Genomic DNA, 20,542 nt, shown 5'->3' with positions numbered 1-20,542 from the left:
GGTCAGCTCAGCAGACCGCCGAGCAGACCGCCCTCCTGCTGTTGCTGGCCGCTGCCCATGATCGGCGGCTCCTCGGACGGCTGCACCACCACGAAGCCCTGGCCGGCGAAGCTCATCGTGAACGACTCACCGGTGCGGCGACCGAGCAGCGTGCCGAGGCCGAGCTGCTCGGCACGGTGGTAGCCGGTCTGGAGGTTGGCCGACCAGCAGACCGCGGCCTGCGGGTCGACGTACGTCGGAGCGTCGACATTGAGCACGACCGGGGTGCCCCTGGTGGTGATGGCGATCCGTCCGTAGCCGCTGAACACGCAGTTGAACAGGCCGGACGAGGAAGCCATCCCGGCGCCGCCGACCATCCTGATGTCGTACTGGAGGGTCGAGTCGAAGGCGAGCACGCTGGAGCCGTTGATGGAGAGCGCGTCGCCTGGCTCCAGGTCGATGATGTGCACGTCCTTGGCCAGCTCGGCGAGGAAGACGTCACCCTGGCCGGAGACCTTCATCAGCGGGACACCCTCGCCGGTGAGCTTCTGCTTGAGGAACTTGCCGAGCCCGCCCGAGCCCAGCGCCTGGAACTGCACATTCCCCTGGTAGGCGACCATCGACCCGACCCGGGCCATCGCCTCGCCGTTGAGCTCGATCTTCAACATCTTGGAGCTTTGCAGCCGCATGCCGGGCTGCGCGGACTCCTTCTCCAGATTCTCCGAGGAGAACAGCTCGCTGCGCATGAAAGGGTGCCTCCTGAAAGGGTTGCGGTCGCTGCACCGAAGGTAGGCGACCAGGGCAACCACGGGCCATCGGCCGAGCGGCGCGGCGCGCTCTGATTGGCGCTGACCGGTGGGGCTCAGCCCCAGCCCAGCGCGTGCAGCCGCTCGTCGTCGATGCCGAAATGGTGGGCGATCTCGTGCACCACGGTCACCGCTACCTCATCGACGACATCGTCGTCGTTGTCGCAGATCCGCAGGATCGGGCGTCGGTAGATGAAGATCCGGTCCGGCAGGACGCCGGAGTAGTCCCAGCCACGTTCGGTGAGGGCGTGGCCTTCGTAGAGGCCGAGCAGGTCGGGCTCGCCCTGCGGCGAGTCGTCCTCGACGAGGATCACCACGTTGCTCATCAGGCCGAGCAGTTCCTCGGGCACCTCGTCGAGGGCTTCGCCGACCAACTCTTCGAAGCGCTCGCGGGTCATCTCCACCGGCATCTCAGCCATTCTGCCCGATGCCGGAGGCGGCCCGTACGGTCACGACGCACCGCTGACCGGTTCGCGCGTCCACGGAGAGAGCGACCGCCCAGGGGCGGGCGGGAACTCTGTCCGTGGACGGGCGGTGTGTTGGGTCGACCGACTCAGGAAGCCAGGCGGGCGCTGAGGGTGATCTCGGCACCCGGCGAGAGCAGGCGGGAGATCGGGCAGTTGGCCTTGGCGGCCTCGGCGAGCTTCTGGAACTCCGCGTCGTCGATCCCCGGGACCTGGCCGACGGTCTCCAGGTCGATCCGGGTCACGGTCATCCCGGCGTCGGTCTTGTCCAGGTGGACCTTGGCGGTGGTCTCCACCGAGGTGGCCGTCGAGCCAGCGTCGGCAAGCGCCTTCGAGAACGCCATCGAGAAGCAGCCGGCGTGCGCGGCGGCGATCAGCTCCTCAGGGTTGGTGCCCTCGCCCTCCTCGAAGCGCGACTTGAAGGAGTAGTTGCCCGACAGGCCGCCCTTTCCGGTGCGGACAGTGCCGGCGCCCTCGGTGAGATTGCCCTGCCATTGTGCTGAAGCGGTACGGATTGGCATGAGGAGAACGCTAGCGGAAAGGTGACCGCCGAGCGACCGACCGGCACGCACGCCCGCCCTGCGATCCCTGTCACCACCAGTCGGCTGTGCCATGATGCGACCCAGGTCCGTGACCGGCGGAAGGATGGCCGATGCCCGAGGAGCTTCCAATCCCACGGCAGGGCGACCGGTCCGAGGACCCGGCCGTGATCGAGTGGGGTGCTGCCGACCCGGCCCCCCGGAGCCGCTTCGGCTGGTTCCTGGCCGGCTTCACGAAGGACCCTCGGCTGCCCCTGCTGCTCGCCGGTCTGGGCGCGGTGGCCGGGGTCGCCTCGCTGGTAGGCGAGTGGCAGGTGATGACTCTGCCGAACGAGGGACCCGACGGCATCGGCACGATCGAGGTGCCCGCCGGGGTCTCCGAGGTCGGCGGCTTCGGGGTTGGTTACCTGGCCGGGCTTCTCGGCCTCGTCTGCGTCGTGGCGCTGGCGCTGCGGGGCACGGCTGCCGTGCGGCCGAACGCCCGGCTCGCCGGTCTCACCTTGGCCGGTGCCCTGTTGGCGCTGCTGGTCGCCGCGACGGCCACCCTCGACGATCCCGGTCAGCGAAACTTCTTCTACTCGCCTGAGGACGGCTTCCGGGCCGAATACGGACGCGGCCTGGTGATGGCGTTCGTCGCCTGCGTGCTCCTCGGAGCGGCTCTGTGGTTGGCCCCGGCCGCACCGCCCGGTGCACTGGCCGGCCCACCGGAGGACGACCGCCCCGGGGACGTGCCAGCGACACCAACCTGGCGCCGTCGCCGGCACCGCGCCCCCGTCGAGGAGGGCGGCCTGTCCGCCCCGGCCGACCTGACCGTCACCCCGGCCGCCCCGTTCGCCCGCCCCGAACCCCCGTCCTGAGCTGACCCCCCGAACCCGGCCCTCTGCGCCGATCTTGCACTTCCTGCCTAGACAAATACCTGCATTTCGCGCATAACGGCGACCGAAAGTGCAAGATCGCGTGGGGGTTGGGGGTGCCAGCCTGGCGGTGCCCGATTCGCCTGGAAGCCATGGTTGCGACCCGTTGCGCGAGGTATGGTTGCTGCCCGCCGTCACGCCGGGTCTCGGCTTTTCCGACCGCACGGCAGGCTGCGACGGCGGCGGGCGAAGGAGGAACGATGACCCGCCCGGGACTTCCCAAGCTGATCGCGACCGACCTCGACGGGACACTGGTCCGCAGCGATGAGACCGTCTCCGCGTACACCCATGGGGTGCTCGACCGGGTGCGGGCCGCCGGAATTCCGGTGGTCGGCGCGACTGGTCGCGGCCCTCGGTTGACCGAACTGACCCGAAACGACATCCGCGCCGCCGACTTCCTGGTGATGGCCGGCGGCGGACGGGTGGTCGACCAGAGCGACCCGACCGGCCCGCTGGTGCTCCGCGATGAGCGGCTGCCCGCCGAGGTGCTGGCCCGGCTGCTCGCCGACCTGGAGGCCGAGGTCGGCCCGCTGACCGTGATGGTCGAGGCGTCCGACGAGCACGACGCCCCGCTCTGGGGCGACTACCACGAGAGTTGGCCCTACCAGGACAGGTTCGAGGCGCGTAGCCGCGCGGAGTGCCTCTCCTGCGACGTGATCAAGGCGTTCGCCCGGACCGCCGACCACCACGTGGACGAACTGCTGGCGGTGGCCCGCCGGATCGTCCCGCCGCAGGTCGCCACGCTCACCCAGGCCGGGCTCGGTTTCATCGAGATCTGCCCGCCCGGCGTGGACAAGGCGAGCGGGCTGACCGTGGTGGCGCAGACCCTCGGGGTCGACCCGGCCGAGGTGCTGGTCTTCGGCGACATGCCCAACGACCTGCCGATGTTCGAGTGGGCCGGCTGGTCACGGGTGGCGGTCGCCAATGCGCACCACGACGTGCGGGCCGCCGCCGACGAGGTGACCCTGCGCAACGACGACGACGGGGTGGCGGTGTATCTGGACCGACTACTCTCCCGGTGATGGGAGAGACACCCCGGCTCATCGCCACCGACATCGACGGCACGCTGATCCGCGACGACCACACGGTCAGCCCACACACCGCCGACGTGCTCGCGCGGATCTCCGCGCGAGGCACGCCGGTCGTGCTGGTCACCGGCCGTCCGGTCCGCTGGCTCAAGATGGTGTACGACCAACTGGCCGAGCCTCTGCCGGCTGTCTGCGCCAACGGCGCCGTGGTCTACGACCCGTTCACCGACGAGGTGCTGCGGGCCGACCCGCTCGCGCCGCAGCACCTGGCCGAGGTGGCCCGGAGGCTGCGCGCCGAGGTGCCCGGCATCAGCTTCGCCGTGGAGATCCTGGACAGCCGGGAGATGCGGCACGAGGCGCATTACCCGCTGCGCTGGGACGTCGACCCCGAGGGAATCCGACCGATTGAGACACCGGAGGAGCTGCTCTCGGTGCCGGCGGTGAAGCTGCTCGCCCGGGCCGGCGAGCAGGACCCGGACGTGTTCGTCGAGCTGATCGCCGCAGCGGTGGCGGGGCTGGCCGAGGCGACACACTCGTCGTCCTCCGGCCTGGTGGAGATCTCCGCGGCCGGGGTGACCAAGGCGGCCGGGCTGGCCTGGTACTGCGACCGACTCGGGGTGAAGGCGGCAGACGTGCTGGCCTTCGGCGACATGCCCAATGACGTGCCGATGCTGAGCTGGGCCGGGCGTGGCGTGGCGGTTGCCAACGCGCACCGCGCCGTCCTGGCGGTCGCCGACGAGGTGACGACGGCGAACTCCGAGGACGGCGTGGCGGCGTACCTGGAGAAGGTCTTCGGGGTGGGCTGAGCGGGCCGCTCAGAGGTACTGGCCGGTGTTGTGGCCCTCACCGCCGCCCGGCTGGCCGATGCCCGGCATCCCCGGCACGATCCCGCCGGGACCGCTGGGCAGCGCCTGCCGGCCGCCGCCGCGCATCTGCTCCAGCTGCACCCGGGCGGCCATCTGCTGAGCCACCAGGGCCGCCTGGATGCCGTGGAACAGGCCCTCCAGCCAACCGACGAGCTGGGCGTGCGCAATCCGCAGTTCGCTCTCGCTGGGGGCCTTGTCCTCGGCGAAGGGCAGCGAGATGCGCTCCAGCTCGTCGCGGAGCTCGGGGGCGAGGCCCTCCTTGAGCTCGACGATCGATCGCTCGTGGATCTCTCGCATCCGGCTGCGGCTGGCGTCGTCGAGAGGTGCGGCCTTCACCTCCTCCAGCAACTGCTTGATCATGCTGCCGATCCGCATCACCTTGGCCGGCTGTTCGACCAGTCGGGTCGGGTCCTCGCCCTGGCCCTCGTCGGTCTGCATCGTGCCGATCGGCCGGCCGTCCGGGCCCACCACCACCACCGTGCCGGAGTGGCCGGAGTCGTCGGGGCCGGGCTCGTCGTTCTGTCCAGCGGAGCGCGCTTCGGTCATGGGGTCCATCTTTACCCAGTGGGCGCGACCCATGCCCCCCGGGACCGACTCCCGGGGCTGAACCACCCGGGCGGGGCGCGCTACCGTCGCGCCATGCCTGTCGACCCGCGCGCCGTGTTGATCCGGCCCGCACCGGAGCCCGACGGGACCGTGGCGTACGGCGACCACCCGGATCAGGTCGCCGACCTACGGCGCCCGGCGGGGACGGGTCCGGCGCGGCCGCTGGTCATCGTGGTGCACGGCGGGTTCTGGCGGGTCGAGTACGACCGGCGGCACACCGGCCCGCTGGCCGCGGCGCTCGCCGCTCGCGGTTACCCGGTGGCGCAACTGGAGTACCGGCGGACCGGGCAGCCGGGAGGTGGCTGGCCGGGCACGTTGACCGATGTGGTGACCGGGGTGGCAAGACTGCCCGTGCTGGCCTCCGAGGCGCTGCCCGGCCGGGTGACCCAGGCCGCGCCGATTCTGATCGGGCACTCCGCCGGCGGCCACCTGGCGCTGTACGTGGCGGCCACCGCCCCGGCGACGGTGGGCGGGGTGCTCGCCCTGGCCCCGGTGGCCGACCTGGGCGAGGCGTACCGGCGGAATCTGGACTCGGGCGCGGTGGCCGCGTTGCTCGGCGGCGGCCCGGCAGAGGTCCCGGACCGGTACGCAGCTGCCGATCCACGAAGACTGGTGCCCATGCGGGCACGGACAGTAGTCATGCATGGTGCAGAGGATCAGCAGGTTCCGGCGGAGATCAGCCGGAGCTTCGTCACGGAGGCTCGTGCCGCAGGATCCGATATCTCCCTTGTTGAACTGCCCGGATGCGAGCATTTCGGGCTGATCGATCCGGAGTCCCCCGCCTGGCCCCGGGTCCTCGATGTATTGCGGTCCCTGCACGATGATCACTAGCCATTGACGCAGCGTCGCGGACCAGGTAGAACGCCGGAGGGGCGGTGTTCTGCCCTGCAACGCTCCTTGGAAGGAACTGGGTGTCACAGATGAATCGCAGACGGGCGCTCCAACTGTTGGCCGCGCTCGGTACCACCGGGTTCGTCGCCGGGTGTGGCTCCGACACCGACGCCCAGCCGACCGCCAATCGCAGCCCGATCAAGATCGGGCTGATCACGCCGAAGAGCGGTGGCTTCAAGAGCATCGGCGACGACATCACCAACGGCTTCCAGCTCTTCCTCGACCTGCACGAGCAACGGCTGGGTGGCCACCCGGTCAACCTGCTGACCGCCGACGAGGGTGACACCGCGCAGTCGGGCAAGGCCGCCGTCGATGGCCTGCTCAAGCAGGGCGTGCTGGCGCTCACCGGGGTGGTCAACTCGGCGGTGATGGTCGGCATCCGGGACACCGTGGAGCAGGCCCGGGTCCCGCTGATCGGCTCCAACGCCTCACCGAGCAGCCTGCAGAGCGTCTTCTACATCTGGCGGACGTCGTACGTGCTGGACGAGGCCGGCCGGGCGCTGGGCCGCTACCTGCGCGACCAACTGCCGGCGAACGGCCGCGTCGCGATCATCATGCCGGAGAACGTCGGCAGCACCGACGTGGTGCGAGGCTTCCGGCAGGAGTTCGGCACGACCGACCCGCGAATCAGCAACCCGGTGACCTACACCAGCGCCACCAACACCCCCGGCAAGACCACGTACGCCTCGGACATCAACAGGGCACTGGCCAAGAAGCCCACCGCGGTCTTCTGCTTCTTCGCCGGGGCGGCTGCCGTGGAGTTCATCAAGCAGCTGCGCGAGGAGTTCTCCGGGCCGATCTACGCACCCGGCTTCCTCACCGAGGGCAGCGTGCTGGAGAACCTGAAGGACAACGCGCTGGGCATCCAGACCGCGCTGAACTACTCGGCCGATCTGAACAACACGTCCAACCGGGTCTTCGCCTCGGCCTACCGCAAGAAATACCAGGTCACGCCCACCACGTACGCGATGGCGTCGTACGACGCGGCGCAGGTGCTCGACCAGGCGATCCAGCTGACCGGCGGCTCACCCACCCCGCAACAGGTCAACCTGGCACTGGGCAAGATCGGCCAGATCGACAGCCCGCGCGGCATCTGGCAGTTCAACCAGCCGCGTACCCCCCAGCAGAAGTGGTACCTGCGGGAGGTGCAGCGCGATGGTCAGGTCATGTCGAACGTGCTGATCAACGAGCTGGCCACGCTGGGCTGAGCGCCCACGCAGCGCGATCAGGGGCCGGTCTCCCAGATGGGAGGCCGGCCCCTGGCGTACGCGGCGGAGTTCGGCTCAGTGCCGCAGTTCGGCGATGCAGCACTTCACACTGCCGCCGGCCTTCTTCAGCTCGGCCAGTTCGACGGGGACCGGGGTGTAGCCGACGGCCTTGAGCTTGCCGGCCAGCCGGGCGGCCTCGCTGTTGAGCACCACGTTCGCGCCGTCGCTGACCAGGTTGAGCCCGAAGGCCAGGGCGTCCTCGTCGTCGGCGATAACCGCGTCCGGGAAGAGTTGCGTGAGCACCCGTTGGCTGGCGGCGGAGAACGCGCCCGGGAAGTAGACGACGTTCGAGTCGTCGATGGCCGCCAGCGCCACGTCCAGGTGGTAGAAGCGGGGGTCGATCAGGCGCAGCGACACCACTGGCCGGCCCAGCGCCTCCTGCGCCTCGGCGTGCGCCGGGATCTCGGTGCGGAAGCCGTGCCCGGCCAGGATGAGCCCGCCGTGCGCCTCCGGCACGTACGCGAAGTCGCCCTCGCCCTCGTTGGTCTCGCTCGGTGCGATGAACCGACAGCCCTGCGACTCGTAGAAGGCGTGGTGGATGGCAGCCTCGGCGGCCCGCTGCTCGTGCTTGAACCGCGCGCCGTACACGCTCCCGTCGACCATGAAGGCGCCGTTGGCGGCGTAGACCATGTCGGGCAGGCCCTGCTCGGGGGTGAGCAGGTGCACCTCGTGGCCCAGGCCGACCAGCGTCTCGCGCAGCTGGTTCCACTGCTTGACGGCCAGGTCCCGGTCGACCGGGGTGGTGACGTCCATCCACGGGTTGATCGCGTACTCGACCGCGAAGTGCTCGGGCGAGCACATGAGATATGTCCGCTTTCGCGGGAGTCGCTGCTGGTTCACGGTCACCAAGAGTAGGTACCGTTGAACTTTGGTAACAGCCACAACCGTTGCTTCCCAGAGGCGGAACGTTGCAGATAGACGCGGTAGACCAGCGGATCATTGCGTTACTCGTCGCCGACGCCCGTGCGTCGTACGCCGACATCGGCACTCGGGTGTCACTCTCCGCCCCGGCGGTCAAGCGTCGGGTCGACCGGCTGCGCGCCACCGGCGTGATCAGGGGATTCACGGCTGTGGTGGATCCGGCCGCCGTCGGCTGGACCACCGAGGCGTTCGTAGAGCTGTTCTGCGCCGGCCGGACCACCCCGGCGCAGATCGGCGTGGCCGCCCGCCGGCACCCGGAGGTGGTCGGCGCGTACACCGTCTCCGGGGAGGCGGACGCGTTGGTGCACCTGCGCGCCGCCGACATCGCCCACCTGGAGGCGGCGCTGGAGCGGCTGCGTGCCGAGTCCTTCGTGACCTCCACCCGCAGCACCATCGTGCTCTCGCGGCTGGTCGAGTCTCCCGGCGTCGGGCCCTCCACCCGCTGACCTTGACCTCAAGCCCGGTTGAGGCAGTGGACTGGCGGTGACGTGTGGGCACGACGCCCGCCGTGACCGAGGAGGACCGCATGCGGGCGATCTGGCTACGGGCGTTCGGTGGACCCGAGGTGCTGGTTCCCGGCCCGGCACCCGACCCGACACCCGGCACCGGCCAGGTGCTGATCGACGTGGCGCACGCCAACATCACGTTCGTCGAGACCCAACTGCGCGCCGGTCGCCCCGGGCCGTTCCGGGTCACCCCACCGCTGATTCCCGGCAACGGTGTCGGCGGGGTGATCTCCGCCGTCGGGCCGGACGTCGACCCGGCGCTGATCGGACGCCGGGTCATCAGCGCCACCGGCGGCTCCGGCGGGTACGCCGAACAGGTTGTGGTGGACGCGTCAGCGCCCTTCGAGGTGCCGGCCGGGCTGGCGCTCGACGCGGCGGTGGCGCTGCTGGCCGACGGACGTACCGCCACCCTGCTGGTCGAGGCGGTCGGCGTCCGCCCCGGCGACCGGGTGCTGGTGGAGGCCGCGGCGGGCGGCGTGGGCGGCCTGCTCGTGCAGCTCGCGGCGGCGGCCGGCGCGCGGGTGATCGGCGCTGCCGGCGGGCCCCGCAAGGTGGGCCTGCTGCCCGACCTCGGCACCGAACTGGCGGTGGACTACCGCGTGCCGGGCTGGGCCGAGCGGATCCGGGACGCGGTGGGTGGAGTCGACGTGGTGTTCGACGGCGTCGGCGGGTCGATCGCCCGGACGGCGTTCGAGCTGCTGACCCCGGGTGGCCGCATGGCCAGCTTCGGGTTGGCCAGCGGCGAGTGGTCCCCGGTGTCGGCGGAGGACGCCACGGCCCGGCAGATCACGCTCGTCCGGTCGGACGCGCCACCCGAGCGGATGCGGGCGTACACCGTTCGCGCGTTGGCGGACGCGGCGGACGGACGCCTGCGACCGCTGATCGGCCAACGCTTCCCGCTGGAACGCGCCGCCGACGCGCACGCCGCCATCGAGGCGCGCGCGACGGTCGGCAAGACCCTGCTGGACGTCTCCTAGAGGTACATGCCGGTGCGGTGCTGCGACTCGTCGCGCAGAACCGGCTTGTCGCCCTCGCCGAAGAACCGCTTGCCGCCGAACTCGCCGTGCAACCGGTCGTCCAACTCGTCGGCGAGACCGGTCATCACCTGCACGGCCAACATCAGGTGGGTGGCCTGGAAGTTGCGGCCGAAGACCGGGATGGACGCCCAGACCGTGTCGTCGGCGCAGTAGAGGCGGCCGATCGGCATCCGGTTGGTCAGCTCGGACAGCTTGACGTAGAGCCGCTCGGTGGGCTCGACCTCGGTGAGCACCGGGGAGAGGACATCGACCAGGGCGGGATTGTCCCGTACCCGCACGAAGACCATCGCCGAGCCGGCGCGGATGTTGATGTCGCCGTCCGAGTCGATCTGCAACCGGTCGGTGTCGGACTTCAGCATCGTCGACACCACCGTCCGGACCCGATCCGCCAGGTCGAGCACGTCATCCCGCTCGACCTGCGCGGCAGCCGCCTCGGCCAGCGCCTCCTCCAGGTCGTGCTCGACGTCGGCGTCCGGACCGAACTCGCTGCGCGCGGTGCCCAGCGGGTCCACGGCCAGCGGCTCGCCTTCGGTGTCGTGCACCACGTAGACGAGGAAGGCCGGGTGCGGGGCACCGTAGACGTCACGCAGCGTCCGAGAGAGCAGCGCCGCGATCCGGGTCGACTCGGTCGTCGTACCGTCCAGCCCGAAGGAACCGCCAGAGCCAGCGACCACCCCGGGCGGGGACCAGCCAAGCGCGATCATGTCCGCCACCGCGCGGCGGTCCAGCCGGTAGCCCGCCGGTAGGGCGGCGTTGCCGACCGCCCGGGCGGACAACACGCCGTCGCCGTCCACGTCGACGCTGATCGAGTAGACGGCGTCCCCGGTGCCGGAGGCGGTGGGGTCCAGGGTCACCTCGAGGTGCGCGCCGACAGGAAGCTCCCGCAGCCGTACGGCGAGCGCGCGGGCGAACTCCTGCCACGCCTCGGTCACCTTCGCCCGCAGGTCGGTCGTGCTGGGCTCGTCGAGCAAAATCGATTCCGCCGGCTCAGCCGTAGCGCCGGGCAGCTCATCGTGCGGCGCCGAGGGGTGGTCAGCCGTCATGATCGCCTCCGTCCGTCACGATCACCCTACCCACGCCGCCCGGGGGGCCGAATCAGCCCAGACCGGGATCGGACAACAGTGGTCAGGAAACGGTTGGGTCGGCGGGGTCGGCGCCCAGCTCGACCGGCCAGGTGGCCGCCAGCGCACTGAGCCGTGCCGCGGCGTCCGCCGGGTCGGCACCACGGCCCACCGCCAGCCCGAGCAGGTACGCGGTGACCGGCGCACCCGGCCGCAGCACCTGGTGAGCGACGTCGCGGGCCAGGTCGAGCACCGTCGGCACGGGCACTCCGGCCGGGTCGAGGTCCAACTCGGCACACACCGCCGTGACCCAGTCGTCCATCACCGTCATCGCGCCCACTCCTCCGCCCGGCGTACGTCCTCGTCAGTGTCGCAGTCGAACCAGGGCGGCGGGCCCTCGCCAGACCACGGCATCTCCCGCACGACGAGGCCGGCCAGCAGGGCCCGGACCGGAGCCCCGGCCAGGCTGCCGCCCCGCTCGACCGCCAGCCGGTCGAGCCCCACCCGCAGCGCGGCGACCCGCCAGACACCGCAGAGCGACTGCCGTCGCCCGTCCGCGTCGACGAAGCAGGCCCCGTCGGGCCGCCGCTCGCCGCTGTCCCCCTCCCGTGCGAGCTCGTTCAGCAACTCGCCGATCGCAGAACGGGTGAGCAGTGGCAGGTCGGCCGCGAGCAGCGCGACGAAGGCCGTGTCGGGATCCAGCAGCGCCAGCCCGGCAGCCGCCGCGGCGACCGGCCCACCGCCGGGCGGATCCTCCCGAGTGACCCGCACGCCCTCCGGAACGGCGTCGGCCGGACCGACCAGCACCCGTGGCGTGGCATCGGCGACGGCGTCCAGCACACGGTCGCGCATCGGACGGCCACCGACCGGGAGCGCGGGTTTGTCGACCCCGCCCATCCGTCGGGCGGCCCCACCCGCGAGCACCACTGCGGCATACGTCCCCACCCGGCCACGGTAACCGTGTGAACGCCCCGGCGGCGCTCGCTGCCGCGTGCCCGATGCCCGGTGGCCGTGCGGGCGTGCCGGCGCGGGGTGGAGGATGGCGGAATGGGACGGGCAACTGATCGACGGGGCGTACTCCGGATCGACCTGGACGCTGCTGCCACCGGGCGTGGGTCCGTCCGCCGGCCGGACACCCTCGCCGTGGAGGAGCCGCTGGAGATCCGGGTCGGCGCGGCCGGCCCCGGCCGGCGACGGCCCCTCGCCGTCACCATGCGCACCCCCGGCGACGACCTGGACCTGGCCATCGGGTTCCTGTTGACGGAAGGGCTGATCCGGTCGACCGACGACGTGCTGACCGCGCAACTCTGTGCTGGCGCGGAGACTCCGAACACGTACAACGTGGTGGACGTGGTGCTCGCCCCTGGCGTGCCGGAACCAACCACCGACCCGTCCCGGAACTTCTACACGACCAGTTCCTGCGGGGTCTGCGGCAAGGCCAGCATCGACGCGATCCGCACCCGGTCACTGTTTTCGGTCTCGGCCGACCCGCTCAGCGTGCCGGCCGCACTCCTCGCCGAACTGCCCGACCGGCTCCGCGCCGGCCAGCGCGGCTTCGATCGCACCGGCGGACTGCACGCGGCGGGGCTGTTCACCTCCGACGGTGAGCTGGTGGTGCTCCGGGAGGACGTGGGCCGGCACAACGCCGTGGACAAGGTGATCGGCTGGGCGGTACGGGAACGCCGGCTGCCCCTGGCCGGGCACCTGCTGCTGGTCTCCGGCCGGGCCAGCTTCGAGCTGACCCAGAAGGCGTGGATGGCGGGGTTGCCGCTGCTGGCGGCGGTGTCCGCCCCGAGCACCCTCGCCGCCGAGTTGGCCGAGGAGGCGGGGATGACGCTGGTCGGCTTCCTGCGCGGCAACACGATGAACGTCTACGCGCATCCCCAACGGGTCACAGTCTGACCACCAGCTCGTCCAACAGCCCCAGCCGAATCACGGCGTCGCGGGCCAGCAGGAAACCGGCGATGCCGAGGATCCAGCCGAGCATGCCGCCGGAGTGCCGCGCGATCCAGGCGTTGAGCCGGACCAGCACCGGCTCGACCAGCCTCGGCCACGCCACCCGCGCCCCCAGCAGCAGCACCGCCGGCAGCACCATGACCAGGCAGTAGCCGGCGAGCAGCCCCGCCATCTCCGCCGCACCGACCCCGGAGGTGGTCAGCAGGCCGACCGCACCGAGGTACGGCAGCATCGTCGCCACCTCCGCGAGCGCGGCGAGTAGTGCCAGCCCCACGAGCCATCGCGTCGAGGAGTCGCCGGCGGTGACCCGGTCCCGCCACCGCAGCACACCGCCGCCGCGTGGGCGTCGTTTGCCGTCGTACCGGAAGCTGAGCGCGAACAGCCCGACCCCGAGAGCGAGTTGCGCCCAGAGCACCGGCCGGTTGTCCATCGCCCCGCCGAGGACGTCGGCCAGCCGGCTGCCACCCACGGCGAGCAGCAACCCGACGGCGAAGTAGAAGACGGTGATGGTGCCGAGGTAGACGAGGATCCGCCGGGCGTTGACCGTCCCGGGTGCGAGCAACAACCAGACCGGGATGAAGAGGGTGCCGATGCTGGTGCTGTCGATCAGGGCCAGGCCGGCGAGCGACAGCAGCAGTCCGACACTCATGTCGGGCATTCACTGGATAGGGGCACCTGATGATTGTTCGGGGACGGCGGCTCCGATGCGTCAGTCGTGAACAGGAGAAACGGGTACATCGTTCGGCGGATGCCCTCGTCGGGGAACCGCCCGATCAGCGCCGGTTCGGATTCGGCGGCTGTCGAGCCTGGACCCAGCCGACGAAACGCTCGGTCAGGCCATCCGGCGGCGTGCCGCCGTACAGCTCGGTGAGGTGCTCGGTCGCCTCGGCTTGTAGCGTCTTCAGGTGCTCGACCAGCTCGACGGGGCGACCGCGGTACTGACCGAGCAGGCGCAGTTTCGCGACCGAGCAGGGCCAGGCGATCCCACAGGTGCGGCAACGCCACGTCGGCTTGAGCAGGGGATGATCCGCGTTGTCGGTCATCGGCCAGCCCGCACTGTCAGTGGCGGGTTCGTGGGCTTCGGCTTGCCCTGCATGGAGTCCCCTCGTCGTTGGGAGGGGGCCGCCCCCTGAGTGCTCGCTCACGGGGCGGCCCCGGCACGAACGCGACCGCCGGGTCTCGGGTGGTCCCTGCCGGCCGCGCCGTCTCAAGAGGCACACTTCCAAGGGTTGCGATCCGAATACACTGCGTAGCAATATCTCCTGTGGACGTTTCGGACGTACGGGAGGGGTTCCGGATGAACCGCGCAGTCGCTGAAGCCATGTCAGCATCCGGCCTGACAGCGGACAGCCTCGCCGCTCAGATCGGGGTGGATCCGAAGACGGCGGCCAAGTGGGCGAACCCGGGACGAATTCCGCAGACTCGCCACCGGTCGAAGGTCGCGGAGATCCTCCGCCGCGACGAGGGCGACCTCTGGCCCGACCTGTTCAAGCGGCGAGAGCCGGCGTGGTTCCGGCCATGGACGGACATCGAGCGCGAGGCCGTGGGCCTCCGGTACTACGAGTCAGCCGTCATCCCCGGCCTCCTGCAGACCGAGGCGTACGCCCGAGCCGTGTTGAGCAGCGGGCTCTGGGCCGACGACGACCTTGAGGCGCACGTGGAGACCCGCCTTCGCCGACAAGCCGCCGTCTTCGATCGGCCTCGCCCGCCGTTGAGCGTCTTCGTGATCGACGAGGCCGCGCTGCGCCGGGGACGGCCCGACATCATGGCCGACCAGCTCGACCACCTGATGGTGCTCGCCGAGCGGCCGGCCATCATGGTGCACGTGCTCCCCCTGACGGCTGGCTTCCACCCCGGCCAGGCCGGGCCGTTCGTCATCGCCAGCACACCCGACGGCGGCGACGTCGGGTATCTCGACGACCAGGCGGCGGGGCGCCTCAGTAATGACGTTGCTCCGCTGTGGGCGGTCTGGGATAGCGTGAGGTCGTTGGCGCTACCGCGAGACCTGACCATCAACCTGATGAGAGCGCGAGCATGGATGACCTGACCGGCGCCCGTTGGCGCAAGAGCACCCGCAGCAGCTCGAACGGTGGCAACTGCGTGGAGGTCGCCGACAATCTGCCGGGTGTCGTGCTCGTTCGCGACACCAAGGACCGGGCCGGCGGCACGCTGACCTTCGGGCCGGCGGCCTGGGCGGGCTTCGTCAGGCTTGCGAGGGAGATCGGCCCCGTCGGCTAGGGCATGCCCTGTCGATCATCTCGGGTCACGCCGCTACGATCTCGACGGCACCCTGGGAGATCTTTACGTCGAACTCCATGCCGGTGCCTCTGGAAAGTTTGACGAGCGTCGCGATCGACGGCGGCTGATCGCCGGACTCCAGTCGCGCGATGACCGACTGGGTCATGCCCACCTTGCGGGCGAGCGCGGTCTGGGTCAGTTCGTTATCGGTGCGGTACTGCACGATACGGAGAGCGACCTCCCGGGCGAAGGCTGTCCGATCCCACTCTGCGCGGAACACCGGGTCCTCACGGCCACGCTCCCTGACGACCTGCTGCGAGGTCTTGAGGTCGGAAATTTCCATCACTCCCCCTCCACGTCCTTGATCCTTCGCTCTGCGACTGTGACGGCTCGTTTGAAGTCTCGCTGACTGACGCTGTTTACTGGGCCGATGGCACCGACCACGAACGCCTCACCAACCCGCGCGTAGAAGACGCGCCACCAGCTGCGCCCTCCACGGGGGCGAAGTTCACGCAGGTTGTCGGCGGTTCGGATATTGCTTGAGTGCGGGTAGCCAAGGTTGAGACCCAGGCATTCCAGCTTTTCGACAGCGTGGCCGATTGCCGCCTGTTCGATTGCCGGTATGGCTTGTAGCTCGGTCAGGGGCCTCGGGGTGATAGAGGCCTGGCCAGGGGCCGTGGCGACTATAGCAAATTTGCGATACGGCTGCGGGGGAGTCAGCGGCGGCCGGGCGGCGGCTGGCAACAGGCTTGTCAGCGTCGGCCACGTCGGCTCCGTTTGCGGGGGCGGACCACTCCAGGCATCCCGACCGACGGCCAGCCATCCAGCTCGGACGGGGGCACGCCCCGCCGGAGCAGATCGTCCAGCAGCACGGCGAGCGAGTAGTCGGGGTGCAGGCTCAGCGTGCGCTCCAGCGCCACCGCCGCCAGCGCCCCCTGCCCCGCGCGCCAGGCAGCGAACGCCAGCAACGCACCCGGCGCGGCGGTCAACTCCGGCTCGGCCCGGCGCAGCACGTCGGTCCAGAGGGCGATGTCCCGGTCACGACCGTCGGTGCACTCCCAGGCGTGGTCACGAACCGGCAGGTGGGTGAGCAGCAGGCACAGCCAGGCCACCTCGTCGTCGTCAAGCCGTTCACCGCGCCGCTGACGGCGCTGCGCCTCGCGGACCGCCGCCACCCCGGCGGAGCGCACCGCCCGGCCGCCGAGCAGGTCGCTGGAGGGCGCGTGCTCGATCAGGTCGACCAGCCGCCCCTCGGCCCGGACGGCTGCCGCGTGCAGTGCGTCCCGGGAGGGCCCTTCCACCGGCGACACCTGCGCCACGAGAGCGGCCCGGTCGGGGAGAGCCACCTGGCCGGCGAAGACGGCCGACGCGCTCACCTGGTTGGCCGCCGGGTCGTAGCGCCGGCCCTCGGGCGGGCAGCAGTCCGGCTCGGTGCAGAGATAGGACCACCATCGGCCGTCGGTCACCCGCAGCGCGTCGAGCACCTCCAAGCCGGCACCGGTCAGAGCGGCGCGTACGGCATCCACGCTCGGGGTCACCCGGTCGGGCGGCCCGTAACCCACGACGGTGGCGGCCTCCGCGCCCTGCCGGCGGATCACGCCGGCCAGGTGCCGGGCCCGCTCGACCGGATCAGTCGACGGGTCGGGCAGGTCGGCACGGGCGGCGAAGATGATCTGCCGGCCGAGCAACGCCACGGCGACCACGCTGTCGGTGGGATGAAAACCGAGCAGGTACGGCACAGCGGCGATCAGGTCGGCGGGTGAGCGGACGGCGAGCTGAGGGCGATCGGTCGAGGTCATGCCGGAAGCCTGCGGCGGGTGTGCCCGACCCCGCCGCCCCTGTGGATGACACGCGGCTTATCCACAGTTACTCAGAGTGTTTTGCCTGGTCATCGCGGATCAAGCATGGCTCGATGTGTTCGGGTGGCACCGATGTGTCGTGGGGAGCGGTTACCGTGCGCTGATGGACCTGGCGTACCTGCGCGCACACCCGGCACACCTGCCGACGTTTCGGACCCACCAGCGGCTCCGGGAGACGCCGGTCGCCGGTGGGAACATCTGCGCCGCGGCCCGGCTGACCCTGGACGACGGTCACTCCGTCTTCGCCAAGTCCTGGCCCGAAGGGGCCAGCCGACCGGTGCCGGAGGGCTTCTTCTCCGCCGAGGCGGCCGGGTTGCGCTGGCTGCGGGAGGCCGGCGCGGTCGCCGTACCCGAGGTGATCGTGGCGTTGCCAGACCTGCTGGCGCTCGACTGGGTGGAGCCCGGCGAGCCGACGCCTGAGGCCGCGGAACGCTTCGGCCGGGAGTTGGCCGACCTGCACCGGGCGGGCTCACCCGCCTTCGGTGCGACCTGGCCCGGTTTCATCGGGGCGCTCCCACAGGACAACACCCCCACCGACGGGCCGTGGTCGACGTGGTTCGCCGAACGACGCCTCGCCCCCTACCTGGCGCGCTCGGTCGACGGCGGTGCGCTGAGCAGCGCCGACGCCAGGCTGGTCGAGCAGGTGATCGGTCGAGTTGGCGGGCTCGGCGGCGACGAGTCGCCCGCGCGCATCCACGGCGATCTGTGGCCGGGCAACGTGCTGTGGGGCGCCGACGACCGGGCCTGGCTGGTCGACCCGGCAGCGCACGGCGGGCACCGGGAAACTGATCTCGCTCAGCTCGCTCTCTTCGGCGGCATCCCACACCTGGACCGGGCGCTGGCCGCCTATCGGGAGAGCTGGCCGCTGCCGGCCGGCTGGCGCGAGCGGGTGCCACTTCATCAACTGCATCTGCTGCTCGTCCACACCACGCTGTTCGGCGGCAGCTACCGAGATGCGGTCGTCCAGACCGCCGGTGCCGTCCTGGGCCGGGCCGAGCGCGCTACGGTCGACAGATGAGCGTCGCCCCGGGGACCGACGGCGTCCTCGTCGACCGGTACGACCGCGTCGCCCGGGACCTGCGCGTGTCCCTCACCGACAAGTGCAACCTGCGCTGCACCTACTGCATGCCGGCGGAAGGGCTGCCCTGGCTGGCCGGCCCCGAGTTGCTGACCGACGAGGAGATCGTCCGGCTGGTCCGGGTGGCCGTCGAGCGGCTCGGTGTGACCGAGGTGCGGTTCACCGGCGGTGAGCCGCTGATCCGGTCCGGGCTGGTCGACATCGTGACCACGGTCGCCGCGTTGAAGCCCCGCCCCCGGGTCTCGCTGACCACCAACGGCATCGGCCTGGACCGGCTGGCCCCGGCGCTGAGGTCGGCCGGCCTGGACCGGGTGAACGTCTCTCTGGACACTCTCGACCCGGCCCGGTTCACCCAACTCACCCGTCGTCCCCGCCTGGACGCGGTGCTGGCCGGGCTCGCCGGGGCGGCCGCCGCCGGGCTCAGCCCGGTGAAGATCAATTCTGTGCTGATGCGCGGAGTCAACGAGGACGAGGCGCCGGCCCTGCTCCGCTTCGCCGTCGACCACGACTACCAGCTGCGGATCATCGAGCAGATGCCGTTGGACGCCCAGCACGGCTGGAACCGCGACACGATGGTCACCGCCGAGGAGATCCTGACCTCCCTGCGTACCGCCTTCGACCTCAGCCCCGACCCGGCCGAGCGCGGCGCGGCACCGGCGGAGACCTGGCTGGTCGACGGCGGCCCCGCCCGGGTCGGTGTGATCGCCAGCGTCACCCGCCCGTTCTGCGGGGACTGCGACCGCACCCGGCTGACCGCAGACGGCCAGGTCCGCGCCTGCCTCTTCGCGACCGAGGAGTCCGACCTGCGCGCCGCCCTTCGCACCGGCGCGGACGACGACGAGTTGGCGCGGCGCTGGCGTACCGCGATGTGGGGCAAGCGCGCCGGGCACGGCATCGACGACCCCACCTTCCTCCAGCCGACCCGGCCGATGTCCGCGATCGGAGGTTGAGGGCGTGGACATGACGCCGTTGACCGTCCGCTACTTCGCGGGTGCCCGCGCCGCCGCCGGGCGCACCGAGGAGGTCGTGCCCGCAGGCCGGTCGCTCGACGACCTCAGCGCCGAGCTGACCCAGCGACACGGCGATCGACTCGCCTCCGTGCTTCGGGTCGCGAGTTTTCTGGTGGACGGCGTCACCTGTCATGATCGTCAGGCACCCCTGCCGGCCGGGGCCACGATCGATGTCCTGCCCCCGTTCGCGGGCGGCTGAGGGAGGCGTACACATGTTGGCGGTTCTGGGGTTCGTGGCTGTCCTGGCACTGGTCACCGGTCTCATCCACCTCTACCTGTGGAAGCGGCTCGTTCGGGACACCACCACTCCGGGCCGTTGGCGGCGGGTCGGCGGGATCGCCGCCGTGGTGTTGGCGGTGCTCGTGCCGGTCACCCTCGCCGGGACGCAGGCCGGGCTCTACTGGCTCGCCTGGCCGGGCTACCTGTGGCTCGCGCTGATGTTCTACCTGTTGGTCGTGCTGGTCGTGCTGGAAGTGCCGATGCTGGTCACCCGGCTGGTGCTGCGCCGCCGGGTGGTTGCCGCGGAGCCGACCGCCGCCGCGCCCGAGCCGGTGTTGGTCGGTGCCGCCGGGCCGACCGAGCCGCCGGCCGCCGGCGCCGTCGCGGCACCGGACCACGACCCGGCCCGCCGGCTGCTGCTGGCCCGTGGGGCGGCCATCTTCGCCGGCCTCACCGCCACCGGCATCACGGGGTACGGCGTACGCACCGCGCTCGGCCCACCCCAACTGGACCGGGTGCGGATCCCGCTCGCGAAGCTCCCCCGCAGCATGGACGGCCTGCGCATCGCGACCGTCTCCGACATCCACCTCGGCCCGCTGCGTGGCCGGGCGCACACCGAGCGGATCGTCGCCGCGATCAACCGGCTCGACGCGGACCTGGTGGCGGTCGTCGGTGACCTGGTCGACGGCTCGGTCGCCGAGTTGGGCTCGGCTGCCGCTCCGCTGCGCGACCTGCGCTCCCGGTACGGCAGCTTCTTCGTCACCGGCAACCACGAGTACTACTCGGGGGTGGAGGAGTGGGTCCAGGAGGTGGACCGGCTCGGCCTGCGGGTGCTGCAGAACAAGCGGCAGGAGATCCAGGCCCGGGGCGGCGTGCTCGACCTGGCCGGCGTGAACGACCTGTCCGGCACGGGCACCGGCCTCGCTGCCGGGCCGGACTTCGCCGCCGCGCTCGGTGACCGTGACACGAGCCGGCCGGTGATCCTGCTCGCGCACCAGCCGTTGGCGGCGGTGGAGGCGGCCACGTACGGCGTCGACCTGCAACTGTCGGGGCACACCCACGGCGGGCAGATGGTGCCGTTCAATCTTGCCGTCCGACTCGAACAGCCGGTGGTCAGCGGGCTCGGCGAGGTCGACGGCACCAAGGTCTACGTGACCAACGGCGCCGGCTTCTGGGGTCCGCCGGTCCGGGTCGGCGCCAAACCGCAGATCACTCTGGTCGAGCTGCGCTCGGCATAGCGGACGTCACGTCCGCGCGTGGCGGCAGGCGGCCGTCGCGGCGGGCGTGACAGGATGC

At 71.2% G+C, this 20,542-nt stretch carries 27 protein-coding genes; 14 read left to right on the top strand and 13 right to left on the bottom strand.

Features of this window, described 5'->3' with window-relative positions; genetic code table 11:
- Nucleotides 1-2: 2 nt before the first annotated feature.
- The 3 genes from ABZS37_RS13475 to ABZS37_RS13465 form a co-directional block, all read right to left on the bottom strand.
- Nucleotides 3-725, bottom strand: a complete 723-nt coding sequence (locus tag ABZS37_RS13475) for an AIM24 family protein (protein WP_354993057.1) — start codon at nt 723-725, stop codon at nt 3-5.
- Nucleotides 726-841: 116 nt separating this feature from the next.
- Nucleotides 842-1,189 carry a metallopeptidase family protein gene (locus tag ABZS37_RS13470; RefSeq protein ID WP_354993136.1) on the bottom strand — a complete coding sequence of 116 codons (348 nt, stop codon included), beginning with the start codon at nt 1,187-1,189 and terminating at the stop codon, nt 842-844.
- 149 nt (nt 1,190-1,338) lie between these two features.
- Nucleotides 1,339-1,770 carry an OsmC family protein gene (locus ABZS37_RS13465; protein WP_110564777.1) on the bottom strand — a complete coding sequence of 144 codons (432 nt, stop codon included), beginning with the start codon at nt 1,768-1,770 and terminating at the stop codon, nt 1,339-1,341.
- 131 nt (nt 1,771-1,901) lie between these two features.
- On the opposite strand from ABZS37_RS13465, the gene ABZS37_RS13460 reads away from it, so the two are divergent.
- The 3 genes from ABZS37_RS13460 (at nt 1,902) to ABZS37_RS13450 (ending at nt 4,536) form a co-directional block, all read left to right on the top strand.
- Nucleotides 1,902-2,645, top strand: a complete 744-nt coding sequence (locus tag ABZS37_RS13460; RefSeq protein WP_355168616.1) for a hypothetical protein — start codon at nt 1,902-1,904, stop codon at nt 2,643-2,645.
- Nucleotides 2,646-2,902: 257 nt separating this feature from the next.
- Entirely contained in the window at nt 2,903-3,724 is an 822-nt protein-coding gene (locus tag ABZS37_RS13455) for an HAD family hydrolase (protein WP_354993055.1), read from the top strand.
- Nucleotides 3,724-4,536, top strand: coding sequence for an HAD family hydrolase (locus ABZS37_RS13450; protein WP_355168614.1), 813 nt, complete (start codon nt 3,724-3,726; stop codon nt 4,534-4,536). The genes ABZS37_RS13455 and ABZS37_RS13450 overlap by 1 nt, the downstream gene beginning before the upstream one ends.
- Before the next feature lie 9 nt (nt 4,537-4,545).
- On the opposite strand, the gene ABZS37_RS13445 is transcribed toward ABZS37_RS13450, so the two are convergent.
- Nucleotides 4,546-5,151 carry a bacterial proteasome activator family protein gene (locus ABZS37_RS13445; protein WP_355168612.1) on the bottom strand — a complete coding sequence of 202 codons (606 nt, stop codon included), beginning with the start codon at nt 5,149-5,151 and terminating at the stop codon, nt 4,546-4,548.
- An 84-nt stretch (nt 5,152-5,235) separates the two neighbouring features.
- Between ABZS37_RS13445 and ABZS37_RS13440 the strand changes: the two genes are divergently transcribed.
- Both ABZS37_RS13440 and ABZS37_RS13435 read left to right on the top strand, forming a co-directional pair.
- Nucleotides 5,236-6,033 carry an alpha/beta hydrolase gene (locus ABZS37_RS13440; protein ID WP_355168610.1) on the top strand — a complete coding sequence of 266 codons (798 nt, stop codon included), beginning with the start codon at nt 5,236-5,238 and terminating at the stop codon, nt 6,031-6,033.
- Between the two features lie 80 nt (nt 6,034-6,113).
- Nucleotides 6,114-7,301: an ABC transporter substrate-binding protein gene (locus ABZS37_RS13435; protein WP_355168608.1), complete on the top strand. Its 1,188-nt coding sequence runs from the start codon at nt 6,114-6,116 to the stop codon at nt 7,299-7,301.
- A 75-nt stretch (nt 7,302-7,376) separates the two neighbouring features.
- On the opposite strand, the gene ddaH is transcribed toward ABZS37_RS13435, so the two are convergent.
- Nucleotides 7,377-8,210, bottom strand: a complete 834-nt coding sequence (gene ddaH / locus ABZS37_RS13430) for a dimethylargininase (RefSeq protein WP_355168606.1) — start codon at nt 8,208-8,210, stop codon at nt 7,377-7,379.
- A 59-nt stretch (nt 8,211-8,269) separates the two neighbouring features.
- On the opposite strand from ddaH, the gene ABZS37_RS13425 reads away from it, so the two are divergent.
- Entirely contained in the window at nt 8,270-8,728 is a 459-nt protein-coding gene (locus ABZS37_RS13425; protein ID WP_074315467.1) for an Lrp/AsnC family transcriptional regulator, read from the top strand.
- A gap of 80 nt (nt 8,729-8,808) precedes the next feature.
- Nucleotides 8,809-9,765, top strand: coding sequence for a zinc-binding dehydrogenase (locus ABZS37_RS13420; protein ID WP_355168602.1), 957 nt, complete (start codon nt 8,809-8,811; stop codon nt 9,763-9,765).
- Here ABZS37_RS13420 and ABZS37_RS13415 read toward each other — a convergent pair.
- The 3 genes from ABZS37_RS13415 to ABZS37_RS13405 all read right to left on the bottom strand — a co-directional run bounded on the left by ABZS37_RS13415 (nt 9,762) and on the right by ABZS37_RS13405 (nt 11,831).
- Nucleotides 9,762-10,868: a hypothetical protein gene (locus ABZS37_RS13415; protein WP_355168600.1), complete on the bottom strand. Its 1,107-nt coding sequence runs from the start codon at nt 10,866-10,868 to the stop codon at nt 9,762-9,764. The two genes, ABZS37_RS13420 and ABZS37_RS13415, sit on opposite strands and share 4 nt — an antisense overlap.
- Before the next feature lie 82 nt (nt 10,869-10,950).
- Nucleotides 10,951-11,217 (bottom strand): DUF6457 domain-containing protein, encoded by a 267-nt coding sequence (locus ABZS37_RS13410; RefSeq protein ID WP_355168598.1) that lies wholly within the window; start codon nt 11,215-11,217, stop codon nt 10,951-10,953.
- Nucleotides 11,214-11,831, bottom strand: a complete 618-nt coding sequence (locus ABZS37_RS13405; protein WP_355168596.1) for an NTP transferase domain-containing protein — start codon at nt 11,829-11,831, stop codon at nt 11,214-11,216. The genes ABZS37_RS13410 and ABZS37_RS13405 overlap by 4 nt, the downstream gene beginning before the upstream one ends.
- 102 nt (nt 11,832-11,933) lie before the next feature.
- On the opposite strand from ABZS37_RS13405, the gene fdhD reads away from it, so the two are divergent.
- Nucleotides 11,934-12,788: a formate dehydrogenase accessory sulfurtransferase FdhD gene (gene fdhD / locus ABZS37_RS13400; protein ID WP_355168594.1), complete on the top strand. Its 855-nt coding sequence runs from the start codon at nt 11,934-11,936 to the stop codon at nt 12,786-12,788.
- Here fdhD and ABZS37_RS13395 read toward each other — a convergent pair.
- Both ABZS37_RS13395 and ABZS37_RS13390 read right to left on the bottom strand, forming a co-directional pair.
- Nucleotides 12,778-13,491, bottom strand: coding sequence for a GAP family protein (locus tag ABZS37_RS13395; protein ID WP_355168592.1), 714 nt, complete (start codon nt 13,489-13,491; stop codon nt 12,778-12,780). The two genes, fdhD and ABZS37_RS13395, sit on opposite strands and share 11 nt — an antisense overlap.
- A gap of 124 nt (nt 13,492-13,615) precedes the next feature.
- Entirely contained in the window at nt 13,616-13,885 is a 270-nt protein-coding gene (locus ABZS37_RS13390) for a flavin reductase (protein WP_355168590.1), read from the bottom strand.
- 254 nt (nt 13,886-14,139) lie between these two features.
- On the opposite strand from ABZS37_RS13390, the gene ABZS37_RS13385 reads away from it, so the two are divergent.
- Together ABZS37_RS13385 and ABZS37_RS13380 are read left to right on the top strand one after the other, a co-directional pair.
- Nucleotides 14,140-14,889, top strand: coding sequence for a DUF5753 domain-containing protein (locus tag ABZS37_RS13385; RefSeq protein WP_355168588.1), 750 nt, complete (start codon nt 14,140-14,142; stop codon nt 14,887-14,889).
- Nucleotides 14,877-15,080, top strand: a complete 204-nt coding sequence (locus ABZS37_RS13380; protein ID WP_355168586.1) for a DUF397 domain-containing protein — start codon at nt 14,877-14,879, stop codon at nt 15,078-15,080. Before ABZS37_RS13385 ends, ABZS37_RS13380 begins: the two co-directional genes overlap by 13 nt.
- 25 nt (nt 15,081-15,105) lie before the next feature.
- Here ABZS37_RS13380 and ABZS37_RS13375 read toward each other — a convergent pair whose 3' ends face one another.
- Genes ABZS37_RS13375 through ABZS37_RS13365 form a run of 3 tightly spaced genes read right to left on the bottom strand, consistent with a single transcriptional unit; the run spans nt 15,106 to nt 16,879 of the window.
- A complete protein-coding gene (locus ABZS37_RS13375) occupies nt 15,106-15,423 on the bottom strand; it encodes a helix-turn-helix transcriptional regulator (protein WP_354993039.1) in 318 nt (105 codons plus the stop codon).
- Complete coding sequence (locus tag ABZS37_RS13370) at nt 15,423-15,824, bottom strand: type II toxin-antitoxin system RelE/ParE family toxin (RefSeq protein WP_355168584.1); 402 nt, start codon at nt 15,822-15,824, stop codon at nt 15,423-15,425. The genes ABZS37_RS13375 and ABZS37_RS13370 overlap by 1 nt, the downstream gene beginning before the upstream one ends.
- A gap of 8 nt (nt 15,825-15,832) precedes the next feature.
- Nucleotides 15,833-16,879, bottom strand: a complete 1,047-nt coding sequence (locus ABZS37_RS13365; protein WP_355168582.1) for a DUF4192 domain-containing protein — start codon at nt 16,877-16,879, stop codon at nt 15,833-15,835.
- Nucleotides 16,880-17,042: 163 nt separating this feature from the next.
- On the opposite strand from ABZS37_RS13365, the gene ABZS37_RS13360 reads away from it, so the two are divergent.
- From ABZS37_RS13360 to ABZS37_RS13345, 4 genes are read left to right on the top strand one after another with little or no spacing between them, the layout of a single operon-like run.
- Nucleotides 17,043-17,957 carry a fructosamine kinase family protein gene (locus ABZS37_RS13360; protein WP_355168580.1) on the top strand — a complete coding sequence of 305 codons (915 nt, stop codon included), beginning with the start codon at nt 17,043-17,045 and terminating at the stop codon, nt 17,955-17,957.
- Nucleotides 17,954-18,967 carry a GTP 3',8-cyclase MoaA gene (moaA, locus tag ABZS37_RS13355; RefSeq protein WP_355168578.1) on the top strand — a complete coding sequence of 338 codons (1,014 nt, stop codon included), beginning with the start codon at nt 17,954-17,956 and terminating at the stop codon, nt 18,965-18,967. Before ABZS37_RS13360 ends, moaA begins: the two co-directional genes overlap by 4 nt.
- A 10-nt stretch (nt 18,968-18,977) precedes the next feature.
- On the top strand, nt 18,978-19,226 hold the full coding sequence (locus tag ABZS37_RS13350) for a MoaD/ThiS family protein (RefSeq protein ID WP_355168747.1): 249 nt from the start codon (nt 18,978-18,980) through the stop codon (nt 19,224-19,226).
- A 13-nt stretch (nt 19,227-19,239) separates the two neighbouring features.
- Complete coding sequence (locus tag ABZS37_RS13345) at nt 19,240-20,484, top strand: metallophosphoesterase (RefSeq protein WP_355168576.1); 1,245 nt, start codon at nt 19,240-19,242, stop codon at nt 20,482-20,484.
- Nucleotides 20,485-20,542: the final 58 nt, after the last annotated feature.

The sequence above is a fragment of the Micromonospora sp. NPDC005413 genome (assembly GCF_040606435.1).
Taxonomy (GTDB): domain Bacteria; phylum Actinomycetota; class Actinomycetes; order Mycobacteriales; family Micromonosporaceae; genus Micromonospora.
Note: the sequence above shows the minus strand (reverse complement) of the source record. Positions and strands in the feature narration are given on the sequence as shown.